This is a genomic window from Klebsiella sp. OBRC7, from assembly GCF_000293135.1.
GTDB lineage: Bacteria > Pseudomonadota > Gammaproteobacteria > Enterobacterales > Enterobacteriaceae > Klebsiella > Klebsiella michiganensis.
The window spans coordinates 1-13,614 of record NZ_ALNJ01000080.1 but is presented as its reverse complement, the minus strand read 5'-3'; the positions used below and the strand labels follow the sequence as shown (position 1 = coordinate 13,614).

The following is a 13,614-nucleotide window of genomic DNA, read 5'->3' as shown; positions in this document are numbered from 1 at the left end:
CGGTGCCGGACTGGCGGGCGTGAATGGCGTTCATCGCTTCCGAGCCGGCAACGGTACTGATGCCGCTCATCATGGAAACGGTAAAAAACAGGCCGACCAGCGCCAGCGTCGGCTGCGGTAGCCAGGCGAAGAGCAGGGTGATGGCGGCAAACGCCACCGCCAGCAGCTGGCCGCCGCGCAGCAGGGCTTCGGCGCTGAAGCGGCGCGTCAGGCGGGAAAAGATCAGCGCCGCGATAATCAGCCCGATACCGTTAAGGCCGAACAGCAGGCTGAACTGCATCGCGCTCATGGCATATTCGCTCTGGATAACGAACGAAGACGAGCCGATATAGGAGAACAGCCCGGCCATCATAAACGCCTGAATCAGGCAGTAGCGCATAAAGCGGCGATTTTTCAGCACCGGAGTTTCATCCTGCCGCTGCGTAGCCGATGCGGCGCTTTTTCCCGGCAGCGTTTCGTGCAGCACCGTCAGGCTGAGTAGCAGTAACACTACGCCGATCGCCGCCATCGCCCAAAACAGGATACGCCAGTCGAAGGCTGTGATGATCCAGCCGCCGAGTACCGGTGAAAGCACCGGCGCGATGCCGTTTACGGTCATCAGCAGGGCGAAAAACTGGGTCAGCAGCGTACCCTGATACCTGTCGCGGGCGATGGAACGCGACAGCACCGAGCCGCCCGCGCCGGCGAATCCCTGCAGAAAGCGCCAGGCGATCAGCATATGGATATCGTAGGTTATCGCGCACATCGCCGAGGAGAAGATAAACAGCAGCAGGGAGAGCGCCAGCGGCTTTTTACGGCCAATGCGATCGCTCAGCGGGCCGAAAAACAGCTGCCCAAGGCCGAGGCCGATTAGCGCCGCGGTCAGCGAGAGCTGGGTCTGCGTGCCGGTAGCGCTAAGCTGCTGGGTAATTTCCGGCAGCGCGGGCAGATAGAAGTCGGTACACAGCGGCCCAATGGCGCTAAGCAAACCGAGAACCACGACCCAGGAGAGGGAAATTCGGGACATATCAACGGGCTCCTTGTCATCAAACCGGGCGTTGCCGCCCGGCAAAAGCGTTAGCTGGCGCCGCCTCCCAGCGACTGCCAGAGGGTAATGCGGTTTTCCAGATCCGTTTGCTGGAGGGAGATAAGCGTGGCCTGCGCCGACCACAGCGTTCGCTGGGCGGTCAGCACCGACAGATAATCTCCGACCCCGGCCTGATAGCTCTTCATCGCGATATTCAACGATTTCTGCTCCGCCGCGACGTATTTATTCTGTGCGTCCAGCTGTTCGCTGAGCGTTTCCCGGCGCGCCAGCGCGTCGGCGACATCCTTAAAGGCGCTCTGAATCGTCTTCTCATAGGTGGCGATCAGCCCCTTTTTCTCCGCTTCAGCATAGCGCAGCTGCGCCAGGTTGCTGCCGCCGGTAAACAGCGGCAGGCTGATGGACGGCGCGAATGACCACACCTGTATGCCGTGGCTGAACAGCGACGAGAGCGAGTCGCTGCCGACCCCGGCGCTGGCGGTCAGCGAGATGGACGGGAAGAAATTGGCCCGCGCCGCGCCGATATCGGCGTTAGCGCTCTTCAGATTATGCTCCGCTTCCTGGATATCCGGGCGGCGCAGTAGTACCGATGAAGAGACGCCCGCCGGCACCAGGGTAATACTCCGATCGCCAAGGCTTTCCAGCGTGCCGGGCAGCAGGCTATCCGGCACGGTTTCTCCGGCCAGCAGGTTGAGCGCGTTTTTATCCTGCGCCACCAGCGTGCGGTAGCTGGCGACGCTGGCGCGCGCCTGCTGATAAACGCTTTCGGCATCGCTCAGGTCGCCTGCCGAGGCGGTGCCGACTTCCATCTGGCGGGTGACGATGCGGCGCGAGTTCTCCGCGCTGGCCATGGTGTCCTGCGCCAGCGCCAGATTGCTGTTGTCCGCGGCGAGCGTTATCCATGCGGTGGTCAGATCGGCGATCATCGTCAGACGCGTATTCTGGGCGGTGAATTCGCTGGCAAGCCAGGTTTCCCGCGCCGCGCGCGTCAGGCTTTGGTTCTTGCCAAACAGATCCAGCTCGAAGCTGGAGACCGCGCCGTCGGCTTCCGCTGACGAGGTGAGGCCGCTGGCCACCGTTTTACTGCGGGTATGGCTCAGCTCGGCGTCGAGGGTCGGAAACAGCGAGGCGCGAGTTTCGCCAAACTGGGCGCGCGCGGCTTCGATATCGGCCAGCGCTTTCTGCACGTCGCGGTTGCTGGTCAAGGCGATGTTCACTACTTTTTTGAGGCGGGCGTCATTCACTACCTGCTGCCAGTCGCTGACTACCGCGGTTGCCTCGCCGTGGCTGCCCGGTAGGGTCGCCGGGACCGGCGCGGCCGGACGTTCATAGTGCGGGTCGAGAGAGACGCAGCCCGCCGTCAGGAGCGCAACAAAAACTAAAGTAAAACGAAACATAACTTACTCCTGAGAAGAACGATGGCGGGTGAAGAAACGTTTCACCAGCACAAAGAACAGCGGCACGAAGAACACCGCCAGCAGCGTCGCGGTCAGGGTGCCGCCGATAATCCCGGTACCGATCGCCACGCGGCTATTGGCCCCGGCTCCGGTGGCGATCGCCAGCGGCAGCACCCCGGCAATAAACGCCAGCGAGGTCATCACAATAGGGCGTAGACGGGTCTGCGCGGCGCGCATGGCGGCACGCGACAGGGAGTAGCCCTCTTCCACCGCCGATTCAGCGAATTCGACGATCAGAATGGCGTTCTTCGACGACAGGCCGATGGTGGTTAACAGCGCCACCTGGAAGTAAACGTCATTGCTCAGACCGCGCATCCACGCCGCCAGCGCCGCGCCGAGCAGCCCAAGCGGGATCACCATGATCACCGAGAACGGCACCGACCAGCTCTCATACAGCGCCGCGAGGCACAGGAAGACCACCAGAATCGAGATAGCGTAGAGGCTCATCGCCTGGCCGCTGGCGAGTTTTTCCTGCAGCGACATGCCGCTCCACGCCCAGGTGGTACCGGCGGGCAGGTTATTGGCTAAGGCCTCCATCTTGTCCATTGCCGCGCCGGAGCTGAAGCCGCTGGCGTTCTCACCCTGGATTTCAAAGGCGGCGGAACCGTTGTAGCGCACCAGGCTTTCCGGACCGTATTGCCAGCGGGTGGTGGCGAAGGCGGAGAACGGCGTCATGCTGTCGTCGCTGCCGCGCACGAACCATTTACCGAGGTCGGACGGCACGGCGCGGGCGTCGCTTTCGCCCTGGATATAGACCTTCTTCACGCGACCGCGATCGATAAAGTCGTTAACGTAGGTCCCCCCCCAGGCGCTGGAGAGGGTATCGGTGACATCGCTTAACGACAGCCCGAGCGACACGGCTTTGTTATTATCGATATCCACCTGCAGCTGCGGCATTTGCGGCAGATCGTTGGCGCGTACCGACTGCAGCTCGGTACTTTGATTCGCCGCGGCCAGCAGCTGGCTGCGCATTTTCATCAGGCTATCGCGATCGGTGCCGCCGCTGGCCATCAGTTCGAAGGTGAAGCCGTTACTCTGCCCCAGGCCATCTACCGACGGCGGAGTCATGGCGAACAGGGTGGCGTCGCGAATGCTGCCGAGCTCTTTGGTGGCGCGCAGGGCGATGGCCTGAGCGGTATTTTCTTCGCCTTTACGTTCGGACCAGTTTTTCAGCGACACGAAGGCCATCCCGGCGTTTTGTCCGCTGCCGCTAAAGCTAAAGCCGTCGACGGTAAAGATCACGTCGGTATTGGCTTTCTCTTTCGTCAGGAACCAGTCGGTGACCTGGCGGCGAACCTCGGCGGTACGTACCGCCGTCGCCCCGGCGGGCAGCGTGTACTGGACCATGATTTCGCCCTGATCCTCCGTCGGCAGGAAGCTGCCCGGCAGTTTCCACATCGCCAGCGCCATGCCGCCGCAAATCAGGACAAAAGCGCCCATCATCATTGCCGAGCGGCGCAGGCCGCCGACAACACGATGCTGATAGCCCTGCTCGGTGCGTCCCCACAGACGGTTAAAGGCGCCGAAGAAGCCTTTGATATGCGGTTTAGAATGGCTCAGCAGCGCGCCGCACAGCGCCGGGGTTAAGGTTAAGGCGACCACCACGGAGAGCATCATCGCCGAGATAATGGTCACCGAGAACTGGCGATAAATCACCCCGGTTGAGCCGCCGAAGAAGGCCATCGGCAGGAACACTGCCGAGAGCACCAGGGCAATGGCGATCAGCGCGCCGGAGATTTCGCCCATCGATTTTTCGGTGGCTTCGCGGGCGGGCAGCCCCTCGTCGCGCATGATACGCTCGACGTTTTCCACCACCACGATGGCGTCATCCACCAGCAGGCCTATCGCCAGCACCATCGCAAACAGCGTCAGGGTGTTGATGGAGTAGCCGAACAGCGCCAGCACGCCGAAGGTGCCCAGCAGCACGACCGGAACCGCCACCGCCGGGATCAGCGTAGCGCGGAAGTTTTGCAGGAACAGATACATCACGCAGACCACGAGGATAATCGCCTCGAACAGCGTCTGAATCACATCCTCCACCGAGATTTTGATGAACTCGGTGCTGTCTTTCGGGTAGGCGATATCGTAACCCTGCGGCATCTGACGCTGGAACTCGGCAATCTTATTTTTCACCAGCGTCGCGGTATTCAGGGCGTTAGCGCCCGGCGCCATCATCACCGCGATCCCGGCAGCCGGATGGCCGTTGAGATTGGCGGAGGCGGTGTAATCTTCGCTGCCCATCTCAACGCGGGCGACGTCGCTCAGGCGTACCACCGAACCGTCGCTCTTGCTCTTGACGATAATATCTTTGAACTGGGCGACGGTTTGCAGCCGCGACTGGGCACGCACGGTGGCGGTCAGCTGCTGCGCGTTGGAGGCGGGTAGCGCGCCGATTTTACCGGCGGACACCTGCACGTTCTGCGCCTCAATGGCCGATTGTACATCGGATGGCATCAGCGAATAGGAGGCCAGTTTGGTCGGGTCCATCCAGATGCGCATGGCGTATTCCGCGCCGAACACCTGCAGGCTGCCGACGCCTTCAATACGCGCCATCGGATCCTGCATGTTGCTGACCAGCCAGTCGGAGATGTCGGAGCTGGTGGCTTTGTTGTTTTTGTCATACACCGCGAGGATCAGCAGGAAGCTGCTCTGCGATTTCTCCACCGTTACGCCGGACTGCTGAACTTCGCTCGGCAGACGGGATTCCGCCTGCTGCACTTTGTTCTGCACCTGAACCTGGGCGGTATCCGGATCGGTACCCTGCTCAAAGGTAACGGTAATGCTGACCGAGCCGTCGGAGCTGCTGGTGGACGTAAAGTAGAGCAGGTTGTCCAGTCCGGTGAGCTGCTGCTCAATAACCTGGGTGACGCTGTTTTCCAGGGTTTCCGCAGAGGCCCCGGTGTAGGTGGCGGAGATTTTTATCGCCGGCGGGGCGACGTCAGGATACTGGGCGACCGGCAGGGTGCGGATAGCCAGAATCCCGGCGAGCATAATCAGAATGGCAATAACCCAGGCGAAGACCGGGCGTCGCACGAAGAAACGGGAGAACATCAGGCGTTGCCTCCGTCATTTTTGACTTCGGCGGTTTTGACCTGCTGGCCCGGTGCCACTTTGCCGGTTCCTTCGACAATCAACCTGTCGCCGCTCTTCAGGCCGTTGACGATAAGCCATTTGTCGCCGTAGGTTTCGCCGGTTTCCACGCTGCGCTGTTCAACCTTGTTATTAGCGTCAACCACCAGCGCGGTGGCATCACCTTTGGCATCGCGGGTGATGCCCTGCTGCGGGGCGAGGATCGCATCGTTCATGATGCCTTCGTCTATGCGGGCGCGAACGAACATCCCCGGCAGCAGCACGTGCTGCGGATTGGGAAAGATCGCGCGCAGCGTGACCGAGCCGGTCGATTCATCCACCGCCACTTCGGTCAGCGCCAGGCGACCTTTTTCGCTGTAGGTGCTGCCATCTTCAAGAGTCAGGGTGACGTTAAGGGTATCGCTGTTGCTCGCCAGGCTTTGCTTACGCAGGCGCAGCAGATCGACGCTGGATCGGGTGAGATCGACGTACATCGTATCCAGGCCGCGGATCGTCGCCAGCGCGGTATCCTGATCGGCGGACACCAGCGCGCCCGGCGTGACGGAAGAGATCCCGATGCGCCCGGCAATCGGTGCGGTCACGGTGGTCCAGTTCAGGTTGATGCGCGCGCTTTCCAGCGCCGCTTTTTTCGACTCGACGCTGGCCTTATCCTGGTTACAGGTCGCTATCGCGTCATCGGCGTCCTGACGGGAGACGCCGTTATCTTTGACCAGCACCGCGTAGCGCTGGGCTTTTTGGCAATCGGCGATGACCAGCGCCTGGGCCTGTTTAAGCGATGCGGCGGCTTCGTTAAACGTCGCGCGATAGCTTGACGGGTCGATTTGGTACAGCGCCTGTCCGGCTTTGACCATATCGCCCTCGGTAAACAGGCGTTTTTGCACGATCCCGCCGACCTGCGGGCGCACTTCGGCGCTAAGCGAGGCGGTGGTGCGTCCGGTCAGGCTGCTCACCACAGGGACAGGCTGGCCGTGCAGGGTAACGACACCCACTTCCTGCGTCATCTGCTGCGGGGAAGCGTTTTGCGCATTATCGCACCCGCTAAGGAGAAATAATGCTGCTGCGATGGGGGCTAAAGTATATTTCATTATATTTTCTCAGGATGAACGACGTCCGCCCCGCAAATTCACTGGCGGGGTGATGGGCCGGGCGATGATGCATCTCCGGGCAAGCACAAATAACCAAATGGGAAGTAAATATTCCTGTTTGCAGTAAATGACTCTGCGAATACCGCTATTAATTAAGCGGTTTTTCCGAGATTTTCCCGTGCGGCGAATACGGTATCAGACGGCGGTTACAGGCTCTGAATCGAGGAGTGACGCCTGCTACAGGGCATTTTTCATGGGATTCTCCATGGTTTTTGTTTTTGAGAATGATCGTTCTCATTTTTTCCCATTATACGTCTGTACCGAATGATGGGAAGGTTTTTTACACAAAATTTAGTGCAGGGAATTTAGTCAGGAAATAATGGAGAAAAAAAGGATATTTTGTGAAAGTAGGGTGGTGAATGGTCTGTGAAAAATAAAAGATGGAGATAATCAATGACATTAATAATAACAGAGAACATTAATCCCGCCGATCAAGAAGAGCTGCTGGCGGGGCTGCGTGAATTCAATCTGCGCTTTCTGGACCCGGCCCAGTTCGGCGAGCTGGGCGTTTATTCACGCGATGACGCTGGCGCGATGCGCGGCGGGTTGATCGGCAAACGCAAGGGCAGCTGGCTGTGTATTGACTATCTGTGGGTCAGCGAAGCCTCGCGCGGCAGCGGCCTTGGCAGCGAGCTGATGCATGAAGCGGAAAACCAGGCGCGGGCGCGCGGCTGCAGCCACGTGCTGGTGGATACGTTCAGCTTTCAGGCGCTGCCGTTTTATCAGAAGCTGGGCTATCAACTGCAGATGTCGCTGCCGGATTTTCCGCACGTGGGCATGCAGCGCCACTATTTATCGAAAGTGTTGTAAACCGGGCCTCAGGAGACCCTCCCGGAGGCGGCGCTGTGCGCCTGTCCGGGCTACCCGATCGCAGACGGTTGTAAACCTGTAGCCCGGCTAAGCGCAGCGCGAGCCGGGGGGAATCAGCCGCCGATCCCGCGGCTTATCAGCGCCAGGGCGTGGCTGACAATCATCTCCCGGTCTACCGATTGCAACCGCGGATCGGTGTGGGTGCGGGAGAACGGGACCAGCACCAGGCTTATCAGGGTGGTAAACAGCAGCTCCGGGGAGAGCGCCGGATTAAGCTTGCCCTCTCGCTGCCAGCGGCGCACCGTCTCCAGCATCTTGTGGTACTTCTCATCGCCAAAACGCGCGTGCATATGCTGGCGCAGCACCGGCATCTCACCGATGATCTCCTGCATCCACAGCGGCGCGAACCACGCGTTTTTCTCCGCCATGGTCGCCAGGGTTTTAATGAGCAACGTAAAGGCGGTGACCGGATCGTCGCCGTGCGCGACAAAAATCTGTCCGATCTCGCTGCGTAGCGGCATAAAGCGCTCTTCAACCAGCTTTTCCACCAGCGCTTCGCGCGAGCTGAAGTAGTAGTGCAGCATCGCGGGCGTTACCCCCGCCTCTTTGGCGATGGCGTTCAGCGAAATGCGGGCGATCCCGTGGCGCGCAAACAGCGCCAGGGCAATATCCATCAGCTGTTCGCGGTTGGCGGAGCCGGATTTCTGCCCGCGCGGGCGACCGGGACGACGCGGGGCTTCGTTGTCTTTTTGTGCTGACATCCTGTGGCGATCCCTTGACCAGATTCATCATTTCCCTAAATATTAATTATGCATTTAATTAATTTCAAGCGAGTGATGCTATGACATCTGAAATCGCCAGCCAACCGGCGGTGCCCTCGATCCGCCTGCTCTTCAGCGCCCTGCTGCTGGTGATGCTGCTCTCGGCGCTGGATCAGACTATCGTTTCCACCGCGCTGCCGACCATTGTCGGCGAGCTCGGCGGACTGGATAAGCTCTCCTGGGTGGTCACCGCCTATATCCTGAGTTCGACCATCGCGGTGCCGCTGTACGGCAAATTCGGCGATCTCTTCGGGCGCAAAATTGTCCTGCAGGTGGCGATTGTGCTGTTTCTTGCCGGTTCCGCCCTCTGCGGGCTGGCGCAAAATATGACCCAGCTGGTGCTGATGCGAGGCCTGCAGGGGCTCGGCGGCGGCGGCCTGATGGTGATCAGCATGGCGGCGGTGGCTGACGTCATCCCGCCGGCGAATCGCGGCCGCTATCAGGGCCTGTTCGGCGGCGTCTTTGGCCTGGCGACGGTAATCGGGCCGTTAATCGGCGGCTTCCTGGTGCAGCACGCCTCCTGGCGCTGGATTTTTTACATCAACCTGCCGCTGGGGCTGTTTGCGCTGCTGGTGATCGGCGCGGTCTTTCACAGCAGCAATAAGCGCAGCCAGCACCAGATCGACTGGCTGGGGGCGATTTACCTCAGCATGGCGCTGCTGTGCATCATCCTGTTTACCTCCGAGGGCGGCAGCGTCCGCGCGTGGAGCGACCCGCAGCTGTGGTGCATCCTGGCGTTCGGCCTGGTCGGGATCGTCGGCTTTATTCATGAAGAGCGGCTGGCCAGCGAGCCGATTATTCCGCTCTCCTTGTTCCGCAACCGCAGCTTTTTGCTATGTAGCCTGATTGGCTTTGTTATTGGCATGGCGCTGTTCGGCTCGGTGACCTTCCTGCCGCTCTATTTGCAGGTGGTCAAAGAGGCGACGCCGACCGAGGCGGGCCTGCAGCTGATCCCGCTGATGGGCGGCCTGCTGCTGACCTCGATCGTCAGCGGGCGCATTATCAGCCGCACCGGCAAGTATCGCGTATTTCCGATTATCGGCACCCTGCTGGGGGTCGTTGGCATGGTGCTGCTGACGCGCATTACCATCCACTCAGCGATGTGGCAGCTCTATCTGTTTACCGGGGTACTAGGAGCGGGTCTGGGACTGGTGATGCAGGTGCTGGTGCTGGCGGTACAGAACGCGATGCCCGCGCAGATGTACGGCGTGGCGACCTCCGGGGTCACGCTGTTTCGATCGATTGGCGGTTCTATCGGCGTGGCGCTGTTCGGGGCGGTATTTACCCACGTGCTGCAAAGCAATCTTCAGCGCCTGCTGCCGGAAGGCGCGCAGCTGCCGAGGGCGCTGAACCCGGCGGCGGTACAGAATCTCCCGGCGGAGATCCGCCTCGATTATCTGGACGCCTTCGGATCCGCTATCCATGCGGCGTTTCTGATGGCGGCCTGCATTATGGCGGCGGCATTTGCCCTCTCCTGGCTACTGAAAGAAGCGCCGCTGAAAACCAGCGCACGCTAGACGGCGGCGGCAATACGCAACAGCGCCCGACGCAGAGCCGGCGCGGCGAAATCGATAAATTTACGCAGCTTAAGCGGAGCCAGATCCCGCGAGGTGTACAGCAGGTGCACCGGTGCAGGCTCTGGTTCCATCGCCTGCAGGAGCAGCTTCAGCTCGCCGCGGGCCAGGCCGTCGATCGCCTGGTAATGCAGCAGGCGCGCCACGCCGGCCCCCAGGCGGGCGGCATCGGCGGCGCTCTCCGGCGTGGTCAGCGACAGCACCGGCTGCAGCGCCACCAGCCGGTCCTCCGCCTCTTCGGCGTTAAAGCGCCAGCCGCGATAAGGCATTGGCGATTCAATACGAATGATCGGTAGCGCGGCCAGCTCGCGCGGGCGTTCGGGTATGCCGTGTTTTTCCAGCAAAGCCGGGTGCGCGCAGGTCACAATGCGCATCTCGCCCAGCCGGGTGGCCACCATCCCGCTGTCCGGCAGCGTACCGATCCGTACCGCTAAATCAATATGATCGCCCACCAGATCGGCGTTTCGGTCGCTAAGCAGTAAACGGACGCGAATCTGCGGGTAGCGGGCGAGAAAATCCGTCACCACCGGCAAAACATGCTGACGACCGAACATGGTGGGGGCTGAGAGAACCAGTTCGCCTTTTGGCTCCTGATATTCGCCCGCTGCCCGGCGCTCGGCGTTCTCCACCTCTTCCAGAATGCGCCGCGCGGCGGCGACATAATCGACGCCGGCATCGGTCAGCGTCAGCTTGCGGGTGGTGCGGATCATCAGGCGCACGCCGAGGGTATTTTCCAGTTCGCCAATCTGGCGGCTAACGGTGGTCAGGGGCATATTCAGCGCCCGCGCCGCCGCCGACATGCTGCCGAGTTCGGCCACTTTCACCAGCAGCGCCATCGCGCTGAGTCGGTCCATAATTATCCCGTTTTTCGGAAAGATGATTGTTATATTGCCACTATTATCTTTTCTGCCAGCACAGTCCATGATGAGTTACGCCGCAACGCATCGGGAGGACCTATGCCAGCAGAATTTCTTGATATCGCCATGACGCCGGACGTGATGGATGTCCAGCATGAAATGGGCAGCGATGAGCTGTGGCAGTCGCCGCATCGCCAGCGCCGGGGTGAGCGCTTCGGCGCCAGCGAGGAGGCGATGATTGCCACCCGCGACAGCTTCTATCTGGCCACCCTTTCGCAAACCGGCTGGCCCTATATTCAGCATCGCGGCGGCCCGGTGGGCTTTCTGCATCTGCTGGATGAAACCACCCTGGCGATGGCGGATTTTTCCGGTAATCGCCAGTACATCACCACCGGCAACCTGCGCGGCAGCGATCGGGCCTGTCTGTTTTTGATGGATTACCCGCGCCGTGCCAGGCTGAAAATCTACGCCACCGTAGAGGTTGTGGCGGTGGATGCCGACCCGCAGCTGCTGGCGCAGGTCGCGCCGGCGAACTATCGGGCCCGGATTGAGCGTATTTACCGTTTTCATTTGCAGGCTTTTGACTGGAACTGCCCCCAGCATATTACTCCCCGCTATACCGCTCAGCAGGTGGCGGAGTATAGCCAGACGCTGCAACAGCGTATTGACGAACTGGAGCGGGAAAATCAGCGTCTGCAGCAGCGTATTCATACAGGAGATTCATGATGACCGAACAACGTCCGCCTCTGCCGCCGTTCACCCGCGAGAGCGCCGCACAAAAAGTCCGTGCCGCTGAAGATGGCTGGAACAGCCGCGATGCCGCTAAGGTCGCGCTGGCCTATACCGTCGAGAGCGAATGGCGTAACCGCAGCGAATGTGTTCACGGCAGAACGCAGATTATCGACTTCCTGCAGCGCAAATGGCGTAAAGAGCAGGAGTACCGGCTGATTAAGGAGCTGTGGGCGTGGAGCGATAACCGTATTGCGGTACGCTTTGCCTATGAGTGGCACGACGACAGCGGCAACTGGTTTCGTTCATACGGCAACGAGAACTGGGAATTTGATCGGCACGGCCTGATGCAGACGCGCTACGCCTGCATCAACGATCTGCCCATCACCGAGAGCGAGCGTCTGTTTCACTGGCCCCAGGGCCGTCGTCCGGACGATCACCCGGGATTGAGCGAACTGGGTTTGTAAACATAAAACCCTCCCTCCGCCTCGCGCTGCTCTAAGCCTGGCGATCGGGTAGCCCGGATAAGGCGGCAGCCGCAATCCGGGGGGAAGATGATTTTATTTCCGGTTGCGGTTTTTGCGTTTAAAACCCCAGCACAAAGTCGTTATAGTTTCAGACGAAAAAATAATAACGATCTTCTATGGACTGACGGGGTGATAACAATGAAATTGCGTTTACGGACAGCCGCCGCCGTGGTGCTGGCGGGCCTGCTGCTGGCGGGCTGCGACCAGAAGGGCAGCGATGCGAAACACATTAAAGTCGGCGTGATTAACGGCGCGGAACAGGATGTGGCGGAAGTGGCGAAGAAAGTGGCTAAAGAGAAATATGGCCTCGACGTGGAGCTGGTGGGCTTTAGCGGCTCGCTGCTGCCGAATGAGTCCACCAACGCCGGGGATCTGGACGCCAACGTCTTTCAGCATCGCCCGTTCCTCGAACAGGATAATAAAGCCCACAACTATCGTCTGGTGGCGGTGGGCAACACCTTCGTCTTCCCGATGGCGGGCTACTCGCGCAAAATTAAATCCGTCGCCGAGCTGAAAGACGGCGCGACCATCGCCATTCCGAACGACCCGACCAACCTGGGCCGCGCGCTGCTTCTGCTCCAGCAGGAAAAGCTGATTACCCTCAAAGCGGGCACCGGCCTGCTGCCGACGGCGGTTGATATCACCGACAACCCGCATCACCTGAAAATTATGGAGCTGGAAGGAGCACAGCTGCCGCGCGTCATCGACGACCCGAAGGTAGACGTAGCGATCATCAGCACCACCTACCTGCAGCAGACGGGCCTCTCCCCGGTGCGCGACGGTATCTTTATTGAAGATAAAAACTCGCCCTATGTGAACATCATCGTGACCCGCGAAGACAACAAAGATGCGGAAAACGTCAAAGCGTTTATCCACTCCTACCAGTCGCCGGAGGTGGCGAAGGCGGCGGAGACGATCTTTAACGGCGGCGCGGTGCCCGGCTGGTAATCACTCACACAAGGAGACGTGGCGATGACCCGGCAACGCCAGGCTGATTTGCTGCTCATAGTCGCGACGGTTATCGCCGCCTGCGGATGGATTTTTTCCCGGGAAGCGATTGCCGGCATGCCGGTTTTCGCTTTCCTCGGCCTGCGCTTTTTCTTCGCCGCGCTGCTGCTGCTGCCTTTCTGCCGCGGCCTGCGCGTCGAGAGGCAGCAGTGGCCGCGCATGATTATCAGCGGCCTGTGGTTTGCGCTAAACCTGTGCCTGTGGATCTACTCGGTATCGACGACCCCGTCGCTGGGTGAAGGGGCGTTTATCATGAGCCTGTCGATGCTGTTCGTGCCGCTTACCGCATGGGGGATGATGAAGGTGCGGCCGGCGCGGGCCTACTGGGAGTGCCTGCCGATTGCGGTTGTCGGTCTCGGCTTACTCAGCCTGCATATGCCGATTGCGTTTCACCCCAGCCAGGGCTGGTTCCTGTTGACCGCGCTGGTGCAATCGATCTGGTTTTGCTACACCAGCAAAAGCGCCCGCGAGGTGCCGCTGATCCCGCTGACCACCGTGCAGCTCGGCATTACCGGCATTGTCGGACTGGGGATCTCCGCCGCCGTTGAAAGCTGGAGCCAGCCGTTTACCCT

At 60.4% G+C, this 13,614-nt stretch carries 12 protein-coding genes; 6 read left to right on the top strand and 6 right to left on the bottom strand.

Features of this window, described 5'->3' with window-relative positions; translation table 11 throughout:
• The 4 genes from HMPREF1144_RS15765 to HMPREF1144_RS15750 form a co-directional block, all read right to left on the bottom strand.
• The coding region (locus tag HMPREF1144_RS15765) for a multidrug effflux MFS transporter (RefSeq protein WP_009653349.1) at nucleotides 1-1,006 on the bottom strand (1,006 nt) is incomplete at its 3' end.
• Between the two features lie 50 nt (nucleotides 1,007-1,056).
• A complete protein-coding gene (locus HMPREF1144_RS15760) occupies nucleotides 1,057-2,421 on the bottom strand; it encodes an efflux transporter outer membrane subunit (protein ID WP_004855580.1) in 1,365 nt (454 codons plus the stop codon).
• A 3-nt stretch (nucleotides 2,422-2,424) separates the two neighbouring features.
• On the bottom strand, nucleotides 2,425-5,532 hold the full coding sequence (eefB, locus tag HMPREF1144_RS15755; RefSeq protein WP_009653345.1) for a multidrug efflux RND transporter permease subunit EefB: 3,108 nt from the start codon (nucleotides 5,530-5,532) through the stop codon (nucleotides 2,425-2,427).
• Nucleotides 5,532-6,656, bottom strand: coding sequence for an efflux RND transporter periplasmic adaptor subunit (locus HMPREF1144_RS15750; protein ID WP_004855576.1), 1,125 nt, complete (start codon nucleotides 6,654-6,656; stop codon nucleotides 5,532-5,534). Before HMPREF1144_RS15750 ends, eefB begins: the two co-directional genes overlap by 1 nt.
• Before the next feature lie 453 nt (nucleotides 6,657-7,109).
• On the opposite strand from HMPREF1144_RS15750, the gene HMPREF1144_RS15745 reads away from it, so the two are divergent.
• Nucleotides 7,110-7,526: a GNAT family N-acetyltransferase gene (locus HMPREF1144_RS15745; protein ID WP_004855572.1), complete on the top strand. Its 417-nt coding sequence runs from the start codon at nucleotides 7,110-7,112 to the stop codon at nucleotides 7,524-7,526.
• 113 nt (nucleotides 7,527-7,639) lie between these two features.
• Here HMPREF1144_RS15745 and HMPREF1144_RS15740 read toward each other — a convergent pair whose 3' ends face one another.
• Nucleotides 7,640-8,287 (bottom strand): TetR/AcrR family transcriptional regulator, encoded by a 648-nt coding sequence (locus HMPREF1144_RS15740; RefSeq protein ID WP_004855570.1) that lies wholly within the window; start codon nucleotides 8,285-8,287, stop codon nucleotides 7,640-7,642.
• 80 nt (nucleotides 8,288-8,367) lie between these two features.
• Between HMPREF1144_RS15740 and HMPREF1144_RS15735 the strand changes: the two genes are divergently transcribed.
• Nucleotides 8,368-9,864, top strand: coding sequence for an MDR family MFS transporter (locus HMPREF1144_RS15735; RefSeq protein WP_009653348.1), 1,497 nt, complete (start codon nucleotides 8,368-8,370; stop codon nucleotides 9,862-9,864).
• Here the strand turns inward: HMPREF1144_RS15735 and HMPREF1144_RS15730 are convergent.
• The gene (locus tag HMPREF1144_RS15730; protein ID WP_042927881.1) at nucleotides 9,861-10,775 is read right to left on the bottom strand and encodes a LysR family transcriptional regulator; all 915 of its coding nucleotides are present in this window, start codon (nucleotides 10,773-10,775) and stop codon (nucleotides 9,861-9,863) included. The two genes, HMPREF1144_RS15735 and HMPREF1144_RS15730, sit on opposite strands and share 4 nt — an antisense overlap.
• Before the next feature lie 102 nt (nucleotides 10,776-10,877).
• Here HMPREF1144_RS15730 and HMPREF1144_RS15725 point away from each other — a divergent pair, with 102 nt between their 5' ends.
• The 4 genes from HMPREF1144_RS15725 to HMPREF1144_RS15710 all read left to right on the top strand — a co-directional run.
• On the top strand, nucleotides 10,878-11,504 hold the full coding sequence (locus HMPREF1144_RS15725) for a pyridoxamine 5'-phosphate oxidase family protein (protein ID WP_009653346.1): 627 nt from the start codon (nucleotides 10,878-10,880) through the stop codon (nucleotides 11,502-11,504).
• Nucleotides 11,504-11,974, top strand: a complete 471-nt coding sequence (locus HMPREF1144_RS15720) for a DUF1348 family protein (protein ID WP_042927879.1) — start codon at nucleotides 11,504-11,506, stop codon at nucleotides 11,972-11,974. Before HMPREF1144_RS15725 ends, HMPREF1144_RS15720 begins: the two co-directional genes overlap by 1 nt.
• Before the next feature lie 198 nt (nucleotides 11,975-12,172).
• Nucleotides 12,173-12,982 carry a lipoprotein NlpA gene (gene nlpA / locus HMPREF1144_RS15715; RefSeq protein ID WP_032721691.1) on the top strand — a complete coding sequence of 270 codons (810 nt, stop codon included), beginning with the start codon at nucleotides 12,173-12,175 and terminating at the stop codon, nucleotides 12,980-12,982.
• Between the two features lie 24 nt (nucleotides 12,983-13,006).
• Nucleotides 13,007-13,614 (top strand): DMT family transporter (locus HMPREF1144_RS15710; protein WP_009653344.1); only part of this gene is annotated, 608 nt, incomplete at its 3' end.